The organism is Variovorax trehalosi (assembly GCF_051216415.1).
Classification (GTDB): domain Bacteria; phylum Pseudomonadota; class Gammaproteobacteria; order Burkholderiales; family Burkholderiaceae_C; genus Variovorax.
The window spans coordinates 149,937-174,332 of the sequence record NZ_JBPJZG010000010.1 but is presented as its reverse complement, the minus strand read 5'-3'; the positions used below and the strand labels follow the sequence as shown (position 1 = coordinate 174,332).

The 24,396-nt window shown below is 64.8% G+C and carries 19 protein-coding genes; 2 read left to right on the top strand and 17 right to left on the bottom strand.

All coding sequences use genetic code 11. The annotated features are described in order from the left end of the window. Positions 1-19: 19 nt before the first annotated feature. The 14 genes from ACSFA7_RS30080 to ACSFA7_RS30015 form a co-directional block, all read right to left on the bottom strand. A complete protein-coding gene (locus tag ACSFA7_RS30080; RefSeq protein WP_435502729.1) occupies positions 20-3,847 on the bottom strand; it encodes a hypothetical protein in 3,828 nt (1,275 codons plus the stop codon). Between the two features lie 123 nt (positions 3,848-3,970). Beyond that, positions 3,971-5,122, bottom strand: coding sequence for a hypothetical protein (locus ACSFA7_RS30075; RefSeq protein WP_435502728.1), 1,152 nt, complete (start codon positions 5,120-5,122; stop codon positions 3,971-3,973). Between the two features lie 1,008 nt (positions 5,123-6,130). Beyond that, positions 6,131-7,102, bottom strand: a complete 972-nt coding sequence (locus ACSFA7_RS30070; RefSeq protein ID WP_435502727.1) for an NAD(P)H-dependent flavin oxidoreductase — start codon at positions 7,100-7,102, stop codon at positions 6,131-6,133. 4 nt (positions 7,103-7,106) lie between these two features. Continuing rightward, positions 7,107-8,039: an electron transfer flavoprotein subunit alpha/FixB family protein gene (locus tag ACSFA7_RS30065; protein ID WP_435502726.1), complete on the bottom strand. Its 933-nt coding sequence runs from the start codon at positions 8,037-8,039 to the stop codon at positions 7,107-7,109. A gap of 2 nt (positions 8,040-8,041) precedes the next feature. Further along, positions 8,042-8,791: an electron transfer flavoprotein subunit beta/FixA family protein gene (locus tag ACSFA7_RS30060; RefSeq protein WP_435502725.1), complete on the bottom strand. Its 750-nt coding sequence runs from the start codon at positions 8,789-8,791 to the stop codon at positions 8,042-8,044. 32 nt (positions 8,792-8,823) lie between these two features. Continuing rightward, the gene (locus tag ACSFA7_RS30055; protein WP_435502724.1) at positions 8,824-9,822 is read right to left on the bottom strand and encodes a Bug family tripartite tricarboxylate transporter substrate binding protein; all 999 of its coding nucleotides are present in this window, start codon (positions 9,820-9,822) and stop codon (positions 8,824-8,826) included. A 36-nt stretch (positions 9,823-9,858) separates the two neighbouring features. After that, positions 9,859-11,814 carry an acyl-CoA synthetase gene (locus tag ACSFA7_RS30050; RefSeq protein WP_435502723.1) on the bottom strand — a complete coding sequence of 652 codons (1,956 nt, stop codon included), beginning with the start codon at positions 11,812-11,814 and terminating at the stop codon, positions 9,859-9,861. 45 nt (positions 11,815-11,859) lie between these two features. After that, positions 11,860-12,858, bottom strand: coding sequence for a Bug family tripartite tricarboxylate transporter substrate binding protein (locus ACSFA7_RS30045; protein WP_435502722.1), 999 nt, complete (start codon positions 12,856-12,858; stop codon positions 11,860-11,862). Positions 12,859-12,903: 45 nt separating this feature from the next. Next, positions 12,904-14,112, bottom strand: a complete 1,209-nt coding sequence (locus tag ACSFA7_RS30040; RefSeq protein WP_435502721.1) for a CaiB/BaiF CoA transferase family protein — start codon at positions 14,110-14,112, stop codon at positions 12,904-12,906. A gap of 73 nt (positions 14,113-14,185) precedes the next feature. Then, positions 14,186-14,998, bottom strand: a complete 813-nt coding sequence (locus ACSFA7_RS30035) for an oxepin-CoA hydrolase, alternative type (protein ID WP_435502720.1) — start codon at positions 14,996-14,998, stop codon at positions 14,186-14,188. Continuing rightward, positions 14,995-16,137, bottom strand: coding sequence for an acyl-CoA dehydrogenase family protein (locus ACSFA7_RS30030; protein WP_435502719.1), 1,143 nt, complete (start codon positions 16,135-16,137; stop codon positions 14,995-14,997). The genes ACSFA7_RS30035 and ACSFA7_RS30030 overlap by 4 nt, the downstream gene beginning before the upstream one ends. Positions 16,138-16,149: 12 nt before the next feature. Next, on the bottom strand, positions 16,150-17,358 hold the full coding sequence (locus tag ACSFA7_RS30025) for an acyl-CoA dehydrogenase family protein (RefSeq protein WP_435502718.1): 1,209 nt from the start codon (positions 17,356-17,358) through the stop codon (positions 16,150-16,152). Between the two features lie 10 nt (positions 17,359-17,368). Beyond that, positions 17,369-18,559 carry an acetyl-CoA C-acyltransferase gene (locus ACSFA7_RS30020; protein WP_435502717.1) on the bottom strand — a complete coding sequence of 397 codons (1,191 nt, stop codon included), beginning with the start codon at positions 18,557-18,559 and terminating at the stop codon, positions 17,369-17,371. Positions 18,560-18,573: 14 nt separating this feature from the next. Then, on the bottom strand, positions 18,574-20,718 hold the full coding sequence (locus ACSFA7_RS30015; protein WP_435502716.1) for a 3-hydroxyacyl-CoA dehydrogenase NAD-binding domain-containing protein: 2,145 nt from the start codon (positions 20,716-20,718) through the stop codon (positions 18,574-18,576). Positions 20,719-20,875: 157 nt separating this feature from the next. On the opposite strand from ACSFA7_RS30015, the gene ACSFA7_RS30010 reads away from it, so the two are divergent. Further along, a complete protein-coding gene (locus ACSFA7_RS30010; RefSeq protein WP_435502715.1) occupies positions 20,876-21,796 on the top strand; it encodes a LysR family transcriptional regulator in 921 nt (306 codons plus the stop codon). Here the strand turns inward: ACSFA7_RS30010 and ACSFA7_RS30005 are convergent. Genes ACSFA7_RS30005 through ACSFA7_RS29995 form a run of 3 tightly spaced genes read right to left on the bottom strand, consistent with a single transcriptional unit; the run spans position 21,781 to position 23,012 of the window. Then, positions 21,781-22,017, bottom strand: a complete 237-nt coding sequence (locus tag ACSFA7_RS30005; RefSeq protein WP_435502714.1) for a hypothetical protein — start codon at positions 22,015-22,017, stop codon at positions 21,781-21,783. The two genes, ACSFA7_RS30010 and ACSFA7_RS30005, sit on opposite strands and share 16 nt — an antisense overlap. 48 nt (positions 22,018-22,065) lie before the next feature. Then, the gene (locus tag ACSFA7_RS30000) at positions 22,066-22,635 is read right to left on the bottom strand and encodes a YbhB/YbcL family Raf kinase inhibitor-like protein (RefSeq protein ID WP_435502713.1); all 570 of its coding nucleotides are present in this window, start codon (positions 22,633-22,635) and stop codon (positions 22,066-22,068) included. A gap of 23 nt (positions 22,636-22,658) precedes the next feature. Then, a complete protein-coding gene (locus ACSFA7_RS29995; RefSeq protein ID WP_435502712.1) occupies positions 22,659-23,012 on the bottom strand; it encodes a Rieske (2Fe-2S) protein in 354 nt (117 codons plus the stop codon). 124 nt (positions 23,013-23,136) lie between these two features. On the opposite strand from ACSFA7_RS29995, the gene ACSFA7_RS29990 reads away from it, so the two are divergent. After that, on the top strand, positions 23,137-24,390 hold the full coding sequence (locus ACSFA7_RS29990) for a putative DNA modification/repair radical SAM protein (RefSeq protein ID WP_435502711.1): 1,254 nt from the start codon (positions 23,137-23,139) through the stop codon (positions 24,388-24,390). Positions 24,391-24,396: the final 6 nt, after the last annotated feature.

The following is a 24,396-nucleotide window of genomic DNA, read 5'->3' as shown; positions in this document are numbered from 1 at the left end:
TCCCCCGCTCTTCGGGCTCCTACTCTATTTCGCTGCGGGGAGCACCCGGCGCCCTGCGCACGATACCAAGCACGGCACGGAGCCAACCATCTAGTGCGTCAACACGCACAAACTCCGTGGAAACTTCGTAGGGCGGATGCTTGAGCCACCAGTAGATCTCTCGGCATACATACGCCTCCCGAAACACAGGATCGGGACCGACTTGACTCTCAGGCCACTGGAGCAATTCCCTGAGATGGTGAACATTCGTGGAAAAGAACTGACGACGGCGTTCAATCTTCGAAAACTGACCATGATCTTCGCCCTGCCCAAAGATTCGCTCTCTTAAACGCCTTGCATCTTTAAGACAAAACGGTGGCTGGTTGTACTTGCATTCGACCCCGATCCAAAGATTCTTGTCAGGCCAGTACGCGAGCACATCGAAGTCACCAACATCATCGAATTGCTCCTTCGGAAACCTACGCCGGAAGTCAATTCCATGCACCACATATTCAGCATGCCTGCCAAAAATCTCATGAGCTCGCACCTCAAGCTGCTTCTCGATCCCAGATTTAATTTCGCGAACGACCTTTGCGACCTTGGGCCACTGGAACTCCGCAGGCAGATAGCCATTGACGATGCTTCCAACCCAAATCGAAAGTGCCCGATCGGCGGTTGCGGCCCCCCAAGCCAGTAGCTCGTGATCAATCTGAACCAAGGGACGGATGAGATATCGGTGTACACGCTTGGAATGCTCCCATATCGGAACATCTGGCTCATCCACTTGCTTTCCAGCCAAACGGCGCACGCCGGCTGCATCTAACGTTAGGAATTTCACCACCTTCTCCGCCGCCCCTACAGGGAAGGTAGGTAGTCGTTCGCACACTCGAGCAGCGATTGACGTCGGCGCCGCAGCGTATCCAAAGCGAAGTTCATCATCACCTCCAGCGGAGTGCCAGTGCGAGAGCACCTGGAGGACCTGAGTCATTTGGGTTAGAGAAAACCCAAGATCGGCATTAAGCGCCTCGTCAAGCGACCCCCAGTTCTCTGCATTATCCTGATCGGAGCTCACTTCATCCCCTTCCGAAAGCCCAACCCCGAGCCTTGTGCTCGCGACCTCTTCAAGGTACTGCTGCTCCTTTTCCTCACGGTCTTCAGAAAAGAATACTGTAGGTACAAAAGAGTCATCTAGCTCGATACCGCCGATGTCGATTCCGTTATGGAGCGTATCGCTTGCTCCGTACAGCACTGATAGCCAATCAATGGACGCGATTAGCTGAGTAACCTCGGGTATGGTTGGTCGCGTGTTGCCTTGCACTGGGGAACTGATGCAACACTCCAACAAGTATCGATAATTTCGAGCCATGCTCGTGGACTTTTCATACGCATCGGCCAACCTGCTTGACCGGTCGAAGGAAACTTGATGGCTCAGGCTGAGCCTTATTCGCGTAACCTCGTGCTGATACTTCGCGGTCAACTCATCGTGTTGTTCAACACAAGTCTGCAGAAGCTGCCTCTGATCGTACCGAGCAATCCTCACATGTAGTTCATTTCGCATTGCATCGCGTGCGGAGTTCAGGATGTGCTTGGCAGATTCAAGCTCATAGCGTGCGGGAGCGGCTACTCCTTGTTGTTTGAAGATGATCGCTAGTTCTTTTCGAGCCAGCTTGAATTGGCCTGCTTCCGGCAACCTTGGATTCGCATAGTCAGGCACATCAAAAGGTCTCTGTGTGGTCTTTAGCGTGAACCTCGGCTGTCGATTTTGAGTCCCGCGTAGCAGCTCCAAGATTCCCTCGTCACAACTCAAAGCAAGTAGCCCGGACAAACCAACAGTCAACTCACTCGCGCATTCAGCCTCAAACGACGCATCCTCGGCGTTCTCAAGCTTTGAATAGAGGCGAGAGAGATTCACTTCGGCCGCAACCACAATTTTTTCAGAGGTATCGACAATGAGCCTTAGGCTACTGAGCAAGGGCAGCGACGCCTGGAGCTTCGTGGCCTCATCATCGTCTGTTGCAGGCAACTTCACTGGATCCATTTCACAGCGGATCACGATGTGATTTCGGCGAAATACATCAAACTTCTCCAGTAGAGAACTGCGCTGGGTGATCGCATCGGCAACACAATGGGTGAACAGTTCAAGTAGCGGTCCGTTCTTGTAGTCTGGATCTGATCCGACCTCCATTACGGCCTGCACAGCACACCTTCCAGCATTGCCAGACCATGCAAGGATGAAGGGACCCTTGGCCTTCATGCATGTGAGACCGTCCTCGCGATCACTCAAAACCCAAGTGCTCAAATCATCCGGGAAGCTGTACGGGGCGGATGCCCAGAAGGTGCTGAGTTCCTTGAAACGCCAGCTGGAGTTCCAGTGCGGGTCCAGGTTGATCCAATCGGGGAAGTCCGCCCCCTCTATCAAGACACCGTGGCTGTCACGAAAGGCAGCAAAGTGATCGATGAGACCAATCATGCCCCCCGTCGTCGAATCCATGGTGTCCCGATAGGTCCAGAAGTCCTCCAATTCACCACCGCTCTTTATCGAATCGAATAGGGAGACAAAGTCTGGCAGACTGATCACGCGAGCCCGGGTGTCCGGCATCTCCATGAAGGCGGGCTGCGTACTCACTCGCGCGATAACGGCTATCAGCTCGATGCCACCGGATCGCGCCAAAATCCCTCTTGCATTGCGCAGCTCCACGATCTGCCTCTTAGCAGCGAGCACAAGCGCCCAACGCTCACTATCGTCCACTAGCCGTTTGAACCAACGCTCGATTTGCCCCAGCTTTGGCAAATCACCAACGTTGATTGGGAGTAGAAAGTAGAGTTTCCCGCCGGAGCGGATGACAGCGGCTATGTGCCGATCGAAACGATGCGACATCCCAACGAGCCTGGCAGGCCCAACAATGACGTCATCTTCGCGAAGTCTGTGTGACAGAAATGTGCCAAGCCGCCCGCCAAGATCCTGCAGCGCGTCAACGCGGCAAGAATTGATCCTCTCGTGCCATAGATCAATGACTACACTGGATGCCGCTCTGGGAGAAATCGGCAAGTAAAAGCCGTCCACTCTTGCCATGAGTACCGGCAAGACCGTTCCCATCATGACCGCGTCGCTGAAGCCGCTCAATGATTCGGGAACCTTGAGCTCTCCCTGTCCAACAATGAGTTCTTCGCTTGTTCCTGCCACGAAAGCTTGGGCGGCAGCGCGAGTAGACAGCAGTGCTTCGCGGCAAGAAGACCAGAAGTTGCGCGACGGAACCTCCATGTGCCCCGCGAGAACGCGATCCTCACCGCCAACGAGGTCGGCGTCAATCGTCCCAATAATGTGCGCTTGCAATGCAATGGCGAAGTTCATATCGCCCGCTGCGCCCGGATGGTCAGAGCGCAAGAGCCTGAACGCTTCTATAAAGTCTGGAATCCGTTCCACGCTACCGCCGTAGAAGATCCGCTTAAATCCGATTGCGCTAGCTACTCGGACATCTCCCCAATCAGCCTGAGGAACGAAATCCTCCAACATGGGGAAGCGAGGCAATAGTTGCTTAAGCCCATCAAGAAATTCTGCAAACTCGGCGTGGGTAACGATAGATCGATGACCTTGAAAATCGTCCGGCTGCATACTCAGAGCGACAAGCATCGCCAAGCTATGTTTGACTTGGCTGGAGCGATTGGGGCGCCAGAGCTCGGAGATGCTCAGACTAAGGATCACATCGATTGCGGCGTATCGGGCGAAGTACCCATATACCGCTGCAGTTTCCTCACGGAATCGCGGCTCTTGTGACGACGCTTTCTGCCGCTCCCTCTTGACATCAACGGTCGGAATGTCTGCGGCAGCATTTCGTCTCTCTCTTTTCAGCCGTGATTTCTTCCCCATTTTTTCCTTTCAGAATTATTCGCCCGAACTGTTCTTCATCGCCCTGCGTGAAGCTTTTTTTGATGAGCCTGATGATCGACGACGCCGATCTTCCTAGCCCGCCCTATGTTTCCTTCACACGAGTCATCGCGTCAGTGCGGCGAATATCTCAGCATAGCCACCAGCTCTGCGAACCTCGCCAGTGATCTGATCGAAGGCTGCAACTTTTCCCCTTGCCCGGCGAACGTTTTCCAGCGTCCGCTTGTCCACATACGTGACATCAGCATAGGGTGCCAAACAGAGAAGATGGGTGTCGTTCAGGTCACTGCCTTTGCGTTCGGGCTGATCTTGGGCATGAGCCCGCATGCATTCCTCGATGACGGTAACGGGCAGGCGATCCTGCGTCACAACTCGCTTGAGTGTTTGCCAGGGTAGCCCGCTCGCGTCCGCAACCATCCGCAGCCGATCACGAAAGATCAGGAGATTTGTCGTTCGGCCGAACGTCGCTGAAAGGTCAATGTCGTCCAGTTCAAGGCCCGCCATCAACAAGATCTGAATCACAGGCGGCAGGTCGCCGCCGATTGGGATTGCATGGCCCTCACGGGCGATCTCGGAAAAAAAATGGTCCGCCATCGCGCCCGGGTCAGTGATGCGCTTGTCTCCACGTGCCGCTATCTCGCCGGCCAACTGGTTCCGAAGATGTTGAAGCGCACGATTCGCATCCTCGGTCTTTCGAAAGGGCTTAGCCAGCAAGTCTGAAATGCGCACGTTGTCAATATTCGTAGCACGCCACTGCGAGATAGCAGCAACCCTGCGCGCGCCCTCTTGTCGCTCGGCCAACGCTGCCTGAAGAACCCGCCAATCTTGGAAGCGATCAGGGATGGCCTCTGAACCCGGGCCTACCAGAAGCAGCTCTTCGCGCGCGAGATCGCGCACTTGGAGCAAATCAGCGCTAGGGTGCGCGTACGCCGCCCGCACTTCGGCCTTCAACACCTCCAGCACCGAGCCGGGCCCAGAGTCTGGGTCTGATGGACGGACCCACGCCACCAGCGGCCAACTTCTGAGATAGCGTAGGCGCTGGTCAACCAGTTCGTCGTCCTTGTGCTGCAACAACTCCTCTACTTGGTGCCAGCAAAGCAGCGGAAGCCATCCGCGCTTGACAAGGTCAGGCGCAAATACTTGGGCCGCGCGCCTCCGACTGCGATCGGAAGAAGCCCAGTCAAAAGCCAACCCCGCCAAGTGCGAGGTATCGAGGGCAACGAAGCGTGGCTGGCTGATCAATGTAGGGTCAGTCATACAAAACTGGCTTTGTTCTGAACTTCCTCCAAGATACGGCAAATCCAGAAAAAGCACTCAGCTATTCAAAGTTGCTCTATCGTCGCTGTCGCGGGACGACGTCTGGCTGCCGCCATGGGATACCGCCACATCCACGTCGAGCTTGGGGGTGGCTTTGCGTCTGACTACCGAACCGAATTCTCTCCATCACGCAGACTTCAGCGTCGCACCTTGAAGAACCCGTTTGCCAGGCGGGCCGCGAACCCTGCAGCCCGCAGACCAGCCCCTACCCGCCAGCCTCACGCGCCCCACGCCGCGCCTTCTCACTCACCTGAAACAACTCCCCCGCCTTGCGAGCAAGTTCAGCCGCAAGCCAAAGCAGGTTGTCCAGTTGTCGAGGCCCGTCCCCGCTGCACCAGTCGATGTCTTCCCCGTGGCAGACCCACAGGAGCGCTTCGAGTTGAGAGAGTGTGTTTTCGAGAAGATCCGCCGGGTCTTGGGCGTTGTCTTCGGAAGCTGCCGGCGTGCGAGGCCGGGCTATAGTCTTGGTAGCCATTTTTGTGCGTTCCTTCCAAGGTGATTGCACGAACTTGGTTAGACGGCCGGGGTGCTCGTAACACCCTGGCCGTCGCCTTTTGATACCTCGCATCTGCATCGCTGCTTTCGCACCGACAACCTGCCGCGAGGCAAGCAGCCTTCAAACATCTCGGTGGCTGTGTGTGTTGCGCCTTCCTTCTTCCCTTGTTGGGGTATCGAGTGACAGGGGCATTCACTCTAAAGAAGAACCCGGCAAGTCGCCGCTCCATGCAGCACGAAGTCTCGGCAACCGCCAACAAATGCAGCTTCTTCAATGCGCTGCGCGTAGAGCTCGGAGGCGCCATGTTGTGTGAATCAACAGCGGCTCTGAACGCTCACGCCGAAGGGGTGCCTTGCGCAGCGAAATCAAGGAGGAGGCAGAAGGCCGGGGGACATTCGCGGAGCAAGGTACCCCGTCGGCGTGAGCGTCGCCCCGGACGCGAGCAGAAGGACTCAGTCCATCCAGGACCGCGCCCGGTCCAGATGCTCGCGGCACTCGCGCACCATGCGCTCGATCAGCTCCGCACAAGTCGGCACGTCATCGATCAGCCCGATGCACTGGCCGGCCGAGACCACACCGTTCTGCACCTCGCCCGACTCCAGCGCCGCGCGGCCGCGCGCGCCGGCCACCAGCGGACGCACTTCCTCGAACTCGCAGCCGCCGGGGCGGTTCTCCGTCGCCACCACCTCTTCGGAGATCGCGTTGCGGAACACCCGCGCGGTATTGCGCATGGTGCGGAACATCAGCTTGGTGTCGCGCTCGGTCGCGTCGACCAGCGCCTGCTTGATGTTCGGGTGGATCGGCGCTTCCTGCGTCACGCAGAAGCGCGTGCCCATGTTCACGCCCTCGGCGCCCAGCGCGAGCGCGGCGGCCATGCCGCGTCCGTCGGCGATGCCGCCCGAAGCGATGATCGGAATGCGGAGCTTGCGCGCCGCAATCGGCAGCAGCACGAGGCCGGGCACGTCGTCCTCGCCCGGATGGCCCGCGCACTCGAAGCCGTCCACCGACACCGCATCCACGCCGTTGCGCTCCGCCGAGAGCGCGTGGCGCACCGAGGTGCACTTGTGGACGATCTTCACGTCGTGGCGCTTCAAGGCCTCGATGAAATCCTTCGGGCTGTTGCCCGCGGTCTCCACGATCTTGATGCCGCTGTCGATGATGGCCTGCACGTACCCCGCATACGGCGGCGGCTTCACCGCGGGCAGGATCGTGAGGTTCACGCCGAAGGGCTTGTCGGTTAGCGTGCGGGTGCGTGCGATTTCATTGCGCAGGTCGTCGGGCGTGGGCTGCGTGAGCGCCGTCACGATGCCCAGGCCCCCGGCGTTCGACACGGCCGCGGCCAGTTCGGCGCGGCCCACCCATTGCATGCCGCCCTGGATGATCGGGTAGCGAATGCCGAGCAGTTCGGTGATGCGGGTCTTCATTGGCTCACAGCGCCTTGACGAGTTCCGGCACAGCCGTGAACAGGTCGGCCACGAGGCCGTAGTCGGCCACCGAGAAGATCGGCGCTTCTTCGTCCTTGTTGATCGCCACGATCACCTTGGAGTCCTTCATGCCGGCCAGATGCTGGATCGCGCCCGAGATGCCCGCTGCGATGTACAGCTGCGGCGCGACGATCTTGCCGGTCTGGCCCACTTGCCAGTCGTTCGGGGCGTAGCCCGCGTCGACCGCAGCGCGGCTGGCACCCAGGCCCGCGTTGAGCTTGTCGGCCAGCGGGGCCATCACTTCGGTGAACTTCTCGGCGCTGCCGAGGGCACGGCCACCCGAGACGATGATCTTGGCGGCGGTCAGTTCGGGGCGTTCGCTCTTGGTGACTTCACGGCCCACGAAGCTCGATTTGCCGCTGTCTGCGACGCCTTCAGCCGTTTCGACGGTGGCGCTGCCACCAGTGGCTGCGGCGGCGTCGAAACCGGTCGTGCGCACGGTGATCACCTTGGTGGCATCGCTGCTCTGCACGGTGGCAATCGCGTTGCCGGCATAGATCGGGCGCTCGAAGGTGTCGGGGCTGTCGACCTTGGTGATGTCGCTGATCTGGGCCACGTCCAGCTTGGCGGCCACGCGCGGTGCGACGTTCTTGCCGTTGGCGGTCGAGGGGAACAGGATGTGGCTGTAGTTGGCTGCAATCGCGAGGACTTGGGCAGCCACGTTCTCGGCGAGGTTCTCGGCAAGGCTCGGGCTGTCAGCAGCGATGACCTTGGTCACGCCTGCGATCTGGGCAGCAGCCTTCGCGGCTTCAGCGGCATTGGCGCCAGCCACCAGCACATGCACTTCACCGCCGCAAGCCAACGCTGCGGTCACGGTATTCAAGGTCGCCGGCTTGATGCTGGCGTGGTCGTGTTCGGCAATAACAAGTGCGGTCATGTTCAGATCACCTTCGCTTCGTTCTTCAGTTTGTCCACCAGCGTCGCTACATCAGGCACCTTGATGCCCGCACCGCGCTTGGGCGGCTCGCTGACCTTCAGGGTCTTCAGGCGCGGCTTCACATCGACACCCAGGTCTTCGGGCTTGAAGGTATCGAGCTGCTTCTTCTTGGCCTTCATGATGTTGGGCAGCGTCACATAGCGCGGCTCATTGAGGCGCAGGTCGGTCGTGATGACGGCCGGCAGGCTGAGGGAGATGGTTTCCAGGCCGCCGTCGACTTCGCGCGTGACCGTGGCCTTGTCGCCAGCGACTTCGACCTTGGAGGCGAAGGTGGCCTGGGGCAGGTCGGCCAGCGCAGCCAGCATCTGGCCGGTCTGGTTGGCGTCATCGTCGATGGCTTGCTTGCCGAGGATGATGAGCTGGGGCTGTTCCTTGTCGACCAGCGCCTTCAGGAGCTTGGCGACGGCCAGCGGCTGCAGCTCTTCGGTGGTCTCGACCAAGATGCCGCGGTCGGCGCCGATGGCCATCGCGGTGCGCAGGGTTTCCTGGCATTTCGCATCGCCGCAGGAGACGGCGATGACTTCAGTGACCACACCCTTCTCTTTCAGGCGCACCGCTTCTTCGACAGCGATCTCGTCGAAGGGGTTCATGCTCATCTTGACGTTGGCAATGTCCACCCCGGTGCCGTCGCTCTTGACGCGCACCTTCACGTTGTAATCGACGACCCGTTTGACAGGTACAAGAATCTTCATGGTTGTTCCTTCAGAAATCAGATGAGGTTCGTTCACTCGAGCTTCGCGCCCGATTGCTTGATGAGCCGCTCCCACACCGGGCGCTCCTGCTTCCAGGCGGCGGCAAAGAGTTCGGGCGAGCTGTCGCGCAGCTCGAAGCCCATGGCCGCGATGCGCTCGCGCACGTCGGGCTGCTGCGAGGCCTTGCGCACCTCGTCGGCGATGCGGTCCACGATGGGCTTGGGCGTCTTGGCAGGCACCGCGAAGGCAAGCCAGCCGGTGACGCGGTAGGCCTCGTCCTTCAGGCCCTGCTCGGCCATCGTCGGCACGTTGGGCAGCGCGGCCATGCGGCGTTCGCCGCTCACGCCGATGGCCCGCACCTTGCCCGCGTCGATGTGCGGCTTGGCCACGAGCGCGCTCGCATAGGCCATCTGGATCTGCCCGCCGATCAGGTCCTGCATCATCGGCGCCTCGCCCTTGTAGGCGACGTGGTTCATGTCGGCCTGCTGCGTGAGGCTCATGTGCGCGCCGGCCAGGTGCGGGTAGGCGCCCACGCCGTAGGAACCGTAGGCGACCTTGCCCTTGTTCGCGGCCACGTACTTCAGCAGTTCGGGTGCGGTCTTCACCGGCACGCTCGGATGCACCACCAGCACCAGCGGACCCATAGCCACCTGGTAGACCAGCGTGAGGTCGCGCTGCGTGTCGTAGGGCAGCTTCTCGTAGAGGAACTCGTTGGTCAGCAGCGCATTGCTGAGCGAGAAGACGACGGTGTAGCCATCGGGCGGCGACTTGGCGACCGCATCGGTGCCGATGATGCCGGCCGCGCCCGGCTTGTTGTCGATGACGACGGGCTGGCCGAAGCCGGCCGACATCTTCTGGCCAAGCACGCGCGCGAGCACGTCGGTGGCGCCACCGGCCTGGAAGGGCACGACGAGGCGGATCGGCTTGTTCGGATAGGGTGCTTGCGCGTGGGCGGGGGCCAGCGCGAACAGCGCGGCGGTCGATGCGGCGGCGCAGAGCAGCGCGCGGCGGTTGGAAGGTTGACGTGTCATGGCTTGTCTCTCGTTGGTTTCAGAAACTCTCGAAGTTCACTTCAGCGCGATGCGCGTCTTGAAGGGCAGCGGGGCCAGCGCCTTCTGCAGCCGCTCCTGCAGCGTTGCGGCGAGTGCGCCCGCCGCATTGGCGTCGATCTGCACGTGCACGAGGCTTTCGCCCTCGGTGGTCACGGCGGGCGTTGCCGCACCGCTCGCGCCGAGTTCGGCGCACACCTCGCCGACCGTCGCAGTCACCACTTGCCGCGCGGCCATGGCGCGCAGCTCGGGCTTGTAGATCTTGCCGACGTTGGTCATCGGCATCGCGCCGATCACCGACACCCACTTGGGCTTGGCGGGCGCTTCGTCCACGCGCGCGGCGGTGAAGGCCAGCAGCTCGTCTTCGGTGGCCGAGGCGCCGGGCACCAGCGTCGCGAAGATCACTGGCAGTTCGCCCGCATAGGCATCGGGCGCACCGACCGCCGCGCACAGCTGCACCGCGGGGTGCGCGCCGAGCGCGTCTTCGATCGTCTTCGGATCGATGTTGTGGCCGCTGCGGATGATCAGGTCCTTCGAGCGGCCGGTGAGGTTGAGCCGCTCCTCGCTGTCCATCCAGCCGAGGTCGCCAGTCGCGAGCCAGCCGTCGGCGGTGAAGGCCTTGGCGTTGTCCGCCGGGTCGACGAAGCCCGAGAACACATTGGGCGACTTGAAGAGCACCATGCCCTGCTCGCCGGGCGCCACGTCGCGGTCGCTCGCGTTGCCGCTCTCGTCGAGCGCGACGATGCGGATCTGCGAATACGGCAACCGGAAGCCGACGCAGCCCGCGGGGCCGTTCACACCCGGCGGCGTGATGGTCGAGATGCCGGCCATCTCCGTCATGCCCAGGCTCTCGTGCACATGCAGGCCGAACAGGCGCTCGAAGCGCGCAGCCAGCTCGGGCGCGAGCACGGCGGCGCCGGTGCGGCAGTAGGTGATCGATGAAATGTCCGCACCGTCGAGCGGCACGTTCGCCAGCGCCGCGAGCACCGTGGGCACAGCCGAGAGCGAGGTCGGCCGGTACTTGGCGACCAGCTTCCAGTAGTTGGCCAGCACCTCCTTGTTGCGCAGCAGCGAGGGCGTCGGAATGATCACCTCCACGCCCGCCGACAGCGACGAGAGCGAAGCCGGCAGCACGCCCGCCACGTGGAACAACGGATAGCCGTTGATCGAGATGCCCTGCTCGTTCATGCCCGCGAGCTGCACGCTGGCCCAGGCGGTGAACACCTGTGCGCCGTGGCTGTGGCGCGCGAGCTTGGGGGCGCCGGTGGTGCCGCCGGTGTGGAAGTAGGCGGCGATGTCGGTGGGGGCGATGTCGCGGCCGCTCACGAGGCGGTCGTTCGGTTGCGCGGCGCGCAGCGTGTCGAACGCGGCCACGCCCTCGGGCAGCGCACCCGCAGCACCGGGCGCTTCGTCGTGCGGCGCCACGCGCAGCACGGTCGTGAGCGTGGGCACCTGGCCGCGCAGGCGCATCGCCTTCGACCACATGCCCGATTCGGCATCCGACCCGTAGGCGATCAACACCTTGGCGCGCGCCGCGGTCATCAGCGCGACCAGCTTCTCGTCGGTCAGCAGCGGGTTCAGCGGCTGCACGATGCCGGCCGCTTCGCCGCCCCAGAGCGCGAGGTGGTATTCGAGGCAGCCGGGCAGCATCACCGCGACCGCATCGTCGGGCCCCACGCCCAGCGTGTGCAGCAGGTTCGCGGTCTGGTGGATGCCCGCGAGCAGCTCGGCATACGACCAGCGGATCGGTTCATCGGCCGGATTGCCGGAGCGCAAGAACGTGAGCGCGGTCTTGTCGCCGAAGGCCGCACCGGAATTGCGGAACAGCTCGTAGGTGCTGCGCACCGTGAGCGCTTCTTCGAGCGGCGTTTCTTCCAGCCGCCGGATGTCGGCGAGGCCGCGCACCGGGAACAGGGGGCGGAACGGCGCACCGGCTGTTCCCATGTTGTTGTTCTTGTCGTTGCCTGTTGTCATGTTGTCTCCTTGAGGTCGTGTGGCCAGCGATGGCGAATCGCGGTTTTACTGGTTCGTGATCTTGTTGTCGCGAATGACCTTGCCCCAGCGTTCGAAGTCCTCGCGCATGCGAACGCCGGTCTGCTCGGGCGTGCGGTAGGCCGCGAAGGAGCCGACGCTTTCGAGCTTCTCCTGCACCTGCTTGTCGGCCAGGGCAGTCTTGAGCTCGGCGCTCATGCGGGCGATCACATCCTTGGGCGTGCCGGCCGGCGCCAGCAGGCCGCCCCACGAGGTCGCATCGAAACCGGGGAAGCCTTGCTCGGCCACCGTCTTCACATCGGGCAGCAGGCTCACGCGCTGGCCCGAGCCGACCGCGATGGCGCGCAGCTTGCCGGCCTTGACGTGCGGCAGCACGCCCACGAGGTCCGAGAACATCGCGGGCACCTGGCCGCCGATCAGGTCGGTCACGGCCGGCGCGCTGCCGCGGTAGGGCACGTGCTGCATGTCGAACTTGCCGATGGTCTTCAGTTGCTCGGTCGTCAGGTGGCCGAAGCTGCCGGCGCCGGCTGTCGTGTAGTTGAGCTTGCCGTCCTCGGCCTTGGCCTTGGCGATCAGGCCCTGCAGGGTGGTCACGTCGGGCAACGACTTGGGGTTGACCACCAGCACGATCGGCAGGTCGTACACCGAGCCCACGGGCGTGAAGTTCTTGAAGATGTCGTAGCCGGTCGGTCCGTAGAGGTGCGAGGCCAGCAGCGTCGGCGTGGCCAGCATCACGAAGGTGTAGCCGTCCGGTGCGGCGCGTGCGGCCGCAGCCGCACCCACGGTGCCCGAGGCGCCGCTGCGGTTGTCGATGACGATGTTCTGCTTGAGCGCGACCGACATCTTCTGCGCCACGATGCGCGAGGCCACGTCGGTCGGGCCGCCGGGCGGGAAGGGAACGATCAGCGTGATCGGCTTGGCGGGCCAGGCTTGCGCGAAGGCGCTGCCGGCGATAAGGGGAAGAGCCAGGGCGACAAGTGCACGGCGAAGAGGATTGCGAAGGGAACGGGAAACGAGGGAGGCCATGGACTTCTTGCTAATTCAGGGGATCAGGAATGCACAGGCGCGTCTTCAGACGACGCCACTTTTTTTGAGCGCGGCCAGCTTGTCATCCGGCAGGCCGAGCAGGGACTGCAGCACCTCGTGCGTGCCTTCGCCCAGCGTGGGCGGTGCGCTGCGCACCGGCAGGCGCTCGCCATCGAAACGATAAGGTGGCGCGAGCACGTTGACCGTGCCGGCCACCGGGTGCGGCTGCGTGGTCACGAGGCCGGCATCGGTCGCGCGCTTCGACTGCAGCGCTTCGAGCAAACCCAGCACTTCGCCGCACGGAATGCCCGATGCAGTGAGCTTCGCGAGCAGGTCGGCGCGCTGGCGCTTCGCCAGCTCGGCGTGCAGCTCGGGCAGCAGCACCGCGCGATTCGCCGAACGCAGGATGTTGGTCTTGAAGCGCTCGTCGGCCGCGAGGTCGGGCCGCTCGATCACGTCGGTGCAGAAGCGCGCGAACTGCGCGTTGTTGCCCACGGTGATGACCAGCGGACCATCGGCCGCGTCGAACACGCCGTAGGGCACGATCGACGGATGCGAGTTGCCGTAGCGCGGCGGGTCTTCGCCCATCAGCAGCGCTTCGAGGCCGTAGTAGGCGGTGATCATCAGGCCGCAGTCGAAGAGCGCCATCTCCACATGCCGGCCCTTGCCGGTCTTCTCGCGCTGGTAGAGCGCGGCGAGGATGGCCTGCGCCGAGTACATGCCGGTAAAGAGGTCCACGGCGGCCACGCCGAACTTCAGCGGCGGCTGGTTCGCTTCGCCGTTGAGCGCCATCAGGCCCGCTTCGCCCTGCACCACGAGGTCGTAGCCGGGCCGTGCGGCCTCGGGGCCGGTGCGGTCGTAGCCCGAGATCGAGCAGTAGATGAGGCCGGGCTGTTCCTTGCTCAACTGCTCGTAGCCCAAGCCCAGCTTGTCGATGCCGCCGAACTTGAAGTTCTGGATCACCACATCGCATTGCTTCGCAAGGTCGCGCGCGATCTGCTGCCCTTCGGGCGTCTGCAGGTCGAGCGTGACCGAGCGCTTGTTGCGGTTCACGCTGTTGAAGTAGGCGGTCTCGGTCTTGCCCACGCGCAGGCCCCAGTCGCGCGTGTCGTCGCCGCGGCCGGGGTGCTCGACCTTGATCACCTCGGCGCCCATGTCGGCCAGCACCATGCCGCACCAGGGGCCCGCGAGGATGCGGGACAGATCGAGGACGCGCACGCCGGCGAGCGGCAGCGAGGAATTCAGCAGTGGCATGGAGGCGACTCCCTGGAAACGAGAAAGCCCCGCACGGGGTGCGAGGCATGAAGACGGGTGAGCGCAGGCGGTGTCAGGACGCGTCCTGCTTCTTGTGGCGCAGCGCGACGAAATCCGCCTTGCGCTTGCCGAGGAACGCGCCGATGCCCTCGGCCGCTTCGGCATCCGCCTGCGACTCGACCATGTAGGCGGCCTCGGCATCGAGTTGTTCTTCGAGCGTGGCGCGGTGCGCCTGCCGGCACAGCGTCTTGATGCGCGCGCTCGCGCGTTGCGGGCCATCGGCCACCTTGGCTGCGAGTGCAATCGCTTCGGCGAGCGCCGCGCCCTTGTCGGTGAGGCGATTGACCGCACCTAACGCATGCAGGCGCTCGGCCGTCATGCGGTCGCCGGTGAGGCACATCTCGGTGAGCACCTGGCGCGAGACGAACTCCGCAAGGAAGGCGGTCGCGCCGCCGTCCGGCGTGAGGCCGACCTTGACGTAGGCGACCGTGTAGAACGCATCGCGCGCCGACACCAGCATGTCGCAGGCGAGCGCCATCGAGAGGCCCGCACCCGCCGCGCCGCCTTCGACGGCCGCGATGACGGGCTTGCCGCAATCGCGGATCGCGCGGATCAGGTTGTGCAGCCCTTCGAGTTTTTCGCGGCGTTCCGAGGCGGGCAGCTCGCGGCGCTTGGCCAGCAGGTTGAGGTCGCCGCCGGAGCAGAAGAAATCGCCCGCGCCGGTGAAGACGATGGCGCCCACTTCGGGGTCGTTCTGCGCATCGGTGAGCGCTGCCGACAGCTCGGCATACAGCGTCGGCGTGATCGCGTTGCGCGCGCCGGGATTGCTGTTGGTCAGGATGCGGACCGCGCCCTGCTGGCTGATGAGGACGGTTTTGTCCGTCATGCCGCGAGCTCCTTGCCGAGCGCGATGTAGCGCTGCAGATGGTGGTCTTCGTCGCCGAGCTGGTGGTCGATCATCACGAGCCGCTTGGCGTAGTGCGGCAGCGGCAGCTCCCACGTCATGCCGATGCCGCCATGCATCTGGATGCTTTCTTCCGCCACCAGCGCGCCGATGCGGCCGATGCTGAACTTGGCGGCCGACAGCGCGCGCTCGCGCGCCACGCGGTCGGTGCCGTCGATGGCGGCTGCGGCGTTGATGACCGCCGAGCGGGCCTGTTCGATCTCGAGCAGCAGGTCGGCCATGCGGTGCTGTAGCGCCTGGAAGCTGCCGATGAGGATGCCGAACTGCTTGCGCGTGCGCAGGTACTCCAGCGTTGCGGTCTTGGCGGCTTCCATGGCGCCGACGGCTTCGGCGCACAGCGCGAGCACGCCGCGGCCGATGGCGCGTTCCAGCGTTGCGTGGCCCTGGCCTTCGGTGCCGAGCAATGCGTCGGCACCGAGCTTCACGCCGTCGAGCGTGAGTTCGGCAACACGGCCACCGTCGATGGCGGGGCAGCCGCGCACCGTGAGGCCCGCGGTCTTCGCGGGCACGAGGAACAGCGAGATGCCGGCTTCGTCGTCCACATTGCCCGAGGTGCGGGCGGAGACGAGGAACAGGTCGGCTTGCTCGCCTTGCGGCACGACGGCCTTGGCACCATTCAGCACCCAGCCGTCGCCGCTGCGCTCGGCGCGAGTCGCCACGCGCGCGCGTTCGTAGTGCGAGTCGGCCTCGTCGTGCGCAAAGGCCGCAACGGTCACGCCGTTGATGATGTCGCCGAGTTTTTCCTTCTGCGCATCGCTGCCGGCGGCGCTGAGCGCTTCGCCGACCATCACAGCGCCCAACAGCGGCTCGACCACAAGGCCACGACCCAGCGCCTCGAAGACCACGGCGATGTCGAAGCCGCCGCCGCCGAAGCCGCCATCGGCTTCGCTGAACAGCGCGCCGATCACGCCGAGTTCGGCGAACTGCTGGAAGATTTCCTTGCTGAAACCGTGCGCCGACTTCGCGATGCGGTCGCGCGCATCGAAGGCGTACTGCTCGGCGATGAAGCGGTTCAGGCTGTCGGCGAGCATGCGCCGGTCTTCGGTGTGTTCGAAGTTCATTGCATGTCTCCTTTACAGCCCAAGGATCATCTTGGAGATGATGTTCTTCTGGATTTCATTGGAGCCACCGAAGATCGACAGCTTGCGGTTGTTGAAGTAGCGCGCGGCGGCTGCCTTCGCATACGCGGGGCCGAAGGTCTCGCCTTCGAAACCGTCCTGCAGCGCCTCTGCAACGAAGGGTCGGCCGTAGACGCCCATCGCGCGACGGGCGAGCGAAGAAATCTCCTGGCGGATTTCCGTGCCGCGAATCTTCAGCATCGAGCTTTCCGCACCGGGTACGCCGCCGCCGGCCACGGCCGCGATCACGCGCAGGTTGGTCGTCTTCATGTTCTCCAGATCGATCTCCACGCGCGCCATGCGCGCGGCGAACGACGGGTCTTCGGCAAGCGGCTTGCCGTTCTTCACCTGCTTGGCGGCAATGCCCTTGAGCTGTTCGAGCGCAGCCACCGAGAAGCCCACGCCCGCGATGTTGGTGCGCTCGTAGGTCAGCAGGTACTTGGCGCAGGTCCAGCCCTTGTTCTCTTCGCCGACGAGGTTCTCGGCCGGCACGCGCACGTCGGAGAAGAACACTTCGTTGACTTCATGCTCGCCGTCGAGCGTGATGATCGGGCGCACTTCCACGCCGGGCGAGGTCATGTCGATCAGGAGGAAGCTGATGCCTTCCTGCTTCTTCGCCTCGCGGTTGGTGCGCACCAGGCAGAAGATCATGTTGGCGTGCTGGCCCAGCGTGGTCCAGGTCTTCTGACCGTTCACGATGTAGTGGTCGCCACGCGCGTCGATGCCGCGCACGGCCGAGGTCTTCACCGCCGCGAGGTCGGAGCCCGCGCCGGGTTCCGAGTAGCCCTGGCACCACCAGTCGGAGCCGTCCAGGATGCGCGGCAGCCAGCGCTGCTTTTGCGCCTCGTTGCCGTACTTGATGAGCACCGGCCCCAGCATGTTCACGCCGAAGGGCACGATGCGCGGCGCAAAAGCCAGTGCGCATTCGTGTTCGAAGATGAACTTCTCCACCGCCGTCCAGCCCGGGCCGCCGTACTGCTCGGGCCAGTGATTGGCGAGCCAGCCGCGCGCATTGAGGATGGCGTGCCATTCCTGCATGTCGGCCTTGCTGAGGATCTGGCCGCCGCTGACCTTCGCCGAGAGGCGTGCGGGCAGCTTGTCGGCCAGGAAGGCGCGCACTTCCGCGCGGAAGGCTTCCTCTTCGGGGGTGAAGTTCAGGTCCATCGCTGGCTCCTCAGTAGATTTCGAACAGGCCGGCTGCGCCCATGCCGCCGGCGATGCACATCGTGACCACCGCGTACTTCGCGCCGCGGCGCTTGCCTTCGATGAGCGCATGGCCCGTGAGGCGCGCACCGGTCATGCCGAACGGGTGGCCGATGGAGATCGCGCCGCCGTTCACGTTGAGCAGTTCCGACGGAATGCCCAGCTTGTCCTGGCAATAGATCGATTGCGAAGCGAAGGCTTCGTTGAGTTCCCAGAGGCCGATGTCCTCGACCTTGAGGCCATGGCGCGCGAGCAGCTTGGGCACGGCGAACACGGGGCCGATGCCCATTTCGTCGGGTTCGCAGCCGGCGAGCGCGAGGCCGCGGAAGGCGCCCAGCGGCTGGATGTTGGCGCGCTCCGCATCCTTGGCTTCCATCAGCACGCAGGCCGAGGCGCCGTCCGAGAGCTGCGAGGCGTTGCCGGCCGTCACGAACTTGTCTTCGCCCATCACCGGCTTGAGCTTGGCCAGCGCTTCGTAGGTGGTGCCGCGGCGGTTGCAGTTGTCTTCGGTGGCGGTGATTTCGCGGTAGGTGACTTCCTTGGTCTCCTTGTCGGTCACGGCCATCGTGGTGGTGCAGGCGACGATTTCGTCCTTGTAGCAGCCGGCCAGTTGCGCTTCTTCAGTCTTGCGCTGGCTTTCGGCGGAGAAGCGGTCCTGTGCCTCGCGGCTGATGTTGTAGCGCTTGGCGACGATGTCGGCCGTGTCGATCATCGCCATGTAGAGGTCGGGCTTGTGCTCGACGATCCACGGGTCCAGGCTGAGGTCGCCGCCATCGCCGGGGCTGCGGCCACGGATCTGCGAAATGCTTTCGACGCCGCCCGCGATCATGGCCGGCGCGCCGTCCACCACGATGCGGCCCGCGGCCATGGCGATCGCCTGCAGGCCCGAGGCGCAGAAGCGGTTCACCGTGGTGCCGGCAATGCTGATCGGCAGGGCCGAACGGATGATGGCCTGGCGTGCGATGTTGCGGCCCGTGGTGCCCTCGGGGTAGCCGCAGCCGAGGATCGCGTCCTCGATCAGTGCCGGGTCCAGGCCCGAGCGCTCGACCGCGGCCTTCACCGCGAAGGACGCCAGCGTGGCGCCGGGGGTGATGTTGAATTCGCCGCGGTGCGCCTTGGTGAGCGGGGTGCGGGCGGTGGAAACGATGACGGCTTCACGCATGGGGATGCTCCTGTTTATTCGGATTGATTGAGGCTCGAGAAATCGGCACCGCGTTCGACCAGCTCGACCAGCAGCGGCGATGGCTTCCAGAAGATCGGGTCTTCCTTGGCGAACTCGCGGATGTCGGCCAGCACCTTCGGCAGGCCCACCGTGTCTGCGTACTTCATCGGGCCGCCGCGGTGGCGCGGGAAGCCGTAGCCGTAGAGGAAGGTCAGGTCCACGTCCAGCGGGCGCAGCGCAATTCGCTGGAGCACGACGTTCGCGCCTTCGTTGACCATCGCGGCCATGTAGCGGCGGATGATTTCCTCGTTCGTGAAGCTGCGCCGCACGATGCCCGCACGCTCGCGCTCGGCGTCGATGATGGCCAGCACGGCTGGGTCGGGCGAGCCGGTGCGCGCGCCTTCGGGGTACAGGTAGTAGCCGCGCTGCGTCTTCTGGCCGAACCAGCCGCGCTCGCAGATGCGGTCGGCGATCTGCACGTAGCGCGCCTGCGGGTCGCGCGTGGCGGCCTTGCGCTTGCGCGTGGCCCAGCCGATGTCGCCGCCCGCGAGGTCCGACACCTGGAACGGACCCATCGGGTAGCCGAACTCGCGCACGGCTTCGTCGATCTGGTAGGGCGAGGCGCCGTCTTCCATCATGTGGTCGGCCGCCTGGCGGTACACCGCGAGGATGCGGTTGCCGATGAACCCATCGCAGACGCCGGCACGCACCGGCACCTTCTTCAGTTTCTTCGCGAGCTCGAAGCCGGTGGCGACCACATCGGCGCTCACCTTGGCGGGCACCACGATCTCCAGCAGCTTCATGATGTTGGCCGGCGAGAAGAAGTGCAGGCCCACCACGTCCTGCGGGCGCTTGATGCTGGCCGCGATCTCGTCGATGTCCAGGTACGAGGTGTTGGTGGCGAGCACTGCGCCGGGCTTGCAGACGCGGTCGAGTTCGGCGAACACGGCCTTCTTCACGCCCATTTCCTCGAACACCGCCTCGACGACGATGTCGACGTCGGCCAGCGCGTCATACGACGTCGAGCCGCTGAAGCGCGCCATCACCGCAGCCTTGGCCTCGGGCGTCATGCGGCCCTTGGCGATGAGGCCGTCGTACACCTTCTCCACATGCTGGCGGCCGCGCGCGAGGCTGGGCTCGTCGCGCTCGATCATGGTCACGGGCAGGCCCGCATCGAGCATCGCCACCGCGATGCCCGCGCCCATGGTGCCGCCGCCGACGATGCCGGCCGATTCGAGCTTGCGCGGGCTGGCGGACTTGGTCTCGGGCGCCTTCAGCACTTCGCGCTCGGCGAAGAAGGCGTGGATGAGGCCGGCGCGCTGCGGGCTGTCGATGCATTGCATGAACAGCTTGCGCTCCAGCGCCATGCCTTCGTCGAAGGGCAGCGTGAGCGCGCCTTCGACGGCTTCGATGATCTTCATCGGCGAGAAGAGGCCACGGCTTTTCTTGGCAGTGTCGGCGCGCGCGGCTTCGAGCGCGGCGCGGCTGGCTTCCTGATCGGCGAGGCCGCCGGCTTCGCGCGTGCGACGCACCGGGGCCTTGGCGGCGATGAGTTCGTCGGCGTAGGCCAGGCCTTCGGCGCGCGCGTCGGCATCGGTGGCAAGGCGGTCGACGAGGCCGAGCGACAACGCTTCCTTCGCGCCCGCGTGGCGGCCGCTCAGCATCAGCTCCAGCGCCGGCTTCACACCGATGAGGCGCGGCGCGCGCTGCGTGCCGCCCGAACCGGGCAGAAGGCCGAGCGCCACTTCGGGCAGCCCCAGCTTGGCGGTGGGCGAGGCGATGCGGTAGTGCGCCGAGAGCGCCACTTCGAGCCCGCCGCCCAGCGCTGCGCCATGGATGGCGGCAACGACCGGCTTCGTGCAGTTCTCGATGGCAAGGCACGCCTCGGGCAGCGACGGCGGCTGCGGCGTCTTGCCGAATTCGCGGATGTCCGCGCCCGCGATGAAGTTGCGGCCCGCGCCGACGATCAGCACCGCCTTCGCGCCGCTGTCGGCCTCGGCCGCCTCAATGGCGGCCACGAGGCCGCGGCGCACATCCACGCCCAGGGCGTTGACGGGCGGGTTGTCGATGGTCACCACGAACACGTCGCCGTGAACGTGGGACGGCTCGAAGGTCACGGGACCGGAAGACGTGGAGGGGCTCGGAGTGGTGGTGGCCATGTGCTTGTCTCTTGCGTTAGCGGGCCCTCGAATGCGGATGCAAGGCGAGGGACCCGAGGCTCTGGGGGTGAACCCCGCATTCTTGGCCCGCACCGGCGCTTTGACAATTGCATAGACGGTTGACAGACTGTCAAAGAATTTTTGACACAATCGCCCAATGGACCTCCAATCGCTCACCCTGCTGGTGGAAATCCTTGACGCCGGCAACCTGAGCGCCGCCGCCCGGCGACTCAAGATGAGCCGTGCCAACGTCAGCTACCACCTGAACCAGCTGGAGCGCTCGGTGGGCGCGCAGCTCGTGCGGCGCACCACCCGGCGCGCCGAGCCGACCGAAATCGGCCTCAGGCTGTACCAGCACGGCGTGGCCATCCAGACCGAGCTGCTGGCCGCGCGCGAATCGGTCACCACGCTCGGCGAAGGCCTGCAGGGCCGTGTGCGGCTGAGCGTGCCCAGCGGCTACGGACAGCTGGTGATGGCCGACTGGCTGATCGACTTCAAGCGGCAGTACCCCGGCATCGTGCTGGACGTGGTGTTCGAGAACCGCATCGAGGATTTGCTGCGCGACGAGGTCGACATCGCGGTGCGCGTGATTCCCGAGCCGCCGCAGAACCTGGTGGCGCGCGCCCTCGGGCCGGTGCGCTACGTGGCGTGCGCCTCACGCGACTATGCGGAAAAACATCCGCTGCCCGTGCAGCTCGACGAACTGCAGGGCGCACCGGTGGTCACCGCCGCGGTCATCGGCCGGCAGCTGCGCGTGTCGGCTTACCAGGGGGAAACGCGGCGCGAGGTGATCCTGGAGCCGACGCTGATTTCAGAGAACTTCCTGTTCCTGCGCCAGGCCGTTCTCGCGGGCCTGGGCATCGGCCTCGTGCCCGATTACGTGGTGCAGGAAGACGTGCGCAAGGGCGATGTGCTGACCACGCTGGACGACTGGCGCCTCTCCATCTTCGGCACGCAGATGTTCATGCTCTACATGCCGAACCGGCAGCACACGCGGGCGATCCGCACCTTCATCGACTTCATCCTGGAGCGGGTGCGGGCACCCGGCGCGGAAGCCGTCGCTCAGTCGCAGCGGTAGGTCACTTCGCTTTCGGGCGCGCGTGCCGCGGCCTTCGGGTCGAGGTAGCGCAGCGGCGCACCGAAATTGCGGCAGTAGGCCTCGGCATCCTGAGCGGTCGGCGACTTGAACACGCCGTCGCCGAGCCAGGTGACGCGGGGCACCGGCCGGGACGAGGCGCAGCCGGTGATGACGACCAGGGCGGCCGGAAGAAGCGTGAGGAGAGCGAGGGAGCGGCGCATCGGAACTGCGCATCGCTGCGCACTGTGATTGGAAAAGGAGCCGCGACTTTAGCGGCTGTAGAGCCCGACCACGCTCTGCCCGCCCAGCGCGTGCCCCTTGAGCGCCGCGAGCAGCGCATCGCGCGTGAGCCCGGCCGGCAGCGCCCCCGGCGCGAGGTCAGACGCCACCACGGTCAGCACGTAGTGATGCGGATGGTCGCCGGCCGGCGGGCACATGCCCCGGTAGGCGGCCGCGCCCGCCACGTTCACGCCCACGGTGAAGCCGCCCGTCTCGTTGGCCTTGAGCTGGCCGCGCTCGGCGGGGAGGTTGTAGGCCACCCAGTGCGAGACGCCCAGGCCCAGCGCGCCGTCGGGGTCCGACATCAGCACGGCGACCGACCGGGTCTTGGCGGGCAACTGCGTCCAGGCCACGGGCATGGAGGTGTTCTTGCCGCCGCAGTCGCCCACATTGGCGTATTCGGCCGGGATCACGCCGTTGTCGGCAAAGGCGGTCGAAGTGACCTTCATGCCCGTGGGCACCTTGCCACCGGGGGCGGGGCCCATGGTGCCGCAGCCGGCCAGCAGGGCGGCGAAGGCGATGGTCGAAATCGAAAGGGTGCCGAGGCGAAGGGTGTTCATGCGTTTTCCTGGGTGGGTCGTCGTCAATCGGTAAGCCAGACGCTGCCGTCCGCATCCTCGCGGACCGTCAGCGGCGTCAATCGCGCGCCGCGGCAGGGGCCGCCGACACACTTGCCCGTGTCCGGCTCGAAGATCGCGCCGTGCCGCGCGCACATCAAAAAGCGGCCCGAGCTTTCGAGGACCTGGCCCTCGAAGTCAAGCGGACCGCCGGCGTGCGGGCATTGGTTGAGGTAGCCGTGGACGCCGCCGTTCCAGCGCACCGCAAAGGCCGGCACGCCGTCGGGCGTGTTGAACGTGGCAGCCAGGCCGCCATCGGCGAGGCTGGGGGAAATCAGGCGGGGGTCTGTGGTGCCGCGCAAGGAAGAGGGGGACGTCATCTGCGGGCGAGCGTACCCAGGGATCGGCCGCTGGGCAATTCGCTGCGGCAAGCTCGCGGCTTTCTCCGACAACCGCCTCTTTGAGACTGTATATTCATACAGTATTTCCAATTCAAAGGCGCCCGTGGACCTCCAGCGCAAACTCGCCATCCTTGCGGACGCCGCCAAGTACGACGCTTCGTGCGCGTCCAGCGGCTCGCAGCCGCGCGACTCGCTCGGCGGGCGAGGCATCGGTTCGACCGAGGGTGCCGGCATCTGCCACAGCTATGCGCCCGACGGCCGCTGCATCTCGCTCTTGAAGGTGCTGCTCACCAACCACTGCCAGTACGACTGCCTCTACTGCGTCAATCGTGCTTCGAGCAACGTGCCGCGCGCACGATTCCGCGTCGAAGAAGTGGTGCAGCTCACGCTCGACTTCTACCGCCGCAACTGCATCGAGGGCCTGTTCCTGTCGAGCGGGATCGTCAAGTCGCCTGACCACACGATGGAGCAGGTGGTCGAGGTGGCGCGCCAGCTGCGCGAAGACCACGACTTCCGCGGCTACATCCACCTCAAGACGATTCCCGACGCCAGCGACGAACTCATCGCGCGCGCCGGCCGCTATGCCGACCGGCTCAGCATCAATGTCGAGATGCCCACCACCGAAGGCTTGCAGGCGCTCGCGCCCGAGAAGGACGAAAGCGCGATCCGGCGTTCGATGGCGCGGCTGCGGCTGCGCATCGACGACACGCGCGAAGAAGCGCGCCGCGTGGTGCCGATCCGCGCACTGCCCGGCGCGGCGCCCACCGCCGCCAGGCCGCCGCCCTTCGCGCCGGCAGGCCAGAGTACGCAGATGATCGTGGGCGCCGATGCCACCGACGACCGGCACATCCTTGCCTCCAGCGCCACGCTTTACGGCGCGTACAAGCTCAAGCGCGTCTACTACTCGGCCTTCAGCCCCATCCCCGATGCGGCCCGCGCGCTGCCTTTAGTTGCGCCTCCGCTGATGCGCGAGCACCGGCTCTACCAAGCCGACTGGCTCATGCGCTTCTACGGTTTCGAACACCAGGAGATCGTCGCCGCCTCCGACGGCCTGCTGCGGCTCGATGTCGATCCCAAGCTCGCCTGGGCGCTCGCGCATGCCGAGCGTTTCCCGGTCGACCTGAACCACGCGCCGCGCGAGATGCTGCTGCGCGTGCCGGGCCTGGGCGTGAAAGCGGTCGAGCGGCTGCTGCAGGCGCGGCGCGTGCGCCGGGTGCGCGCGGACGACCTGCGGCGGCTGCATGTGCCGGCGCGCAAGGTGCTGCCGTTCGTGGTGGCCGACGGGCACCGGCCGGCGGCGGGTGCCATGGCTTCGGCGGCCCCCACCGCGCAACCCACGCAAGCCGCGTTGTTCTGAGCAGGC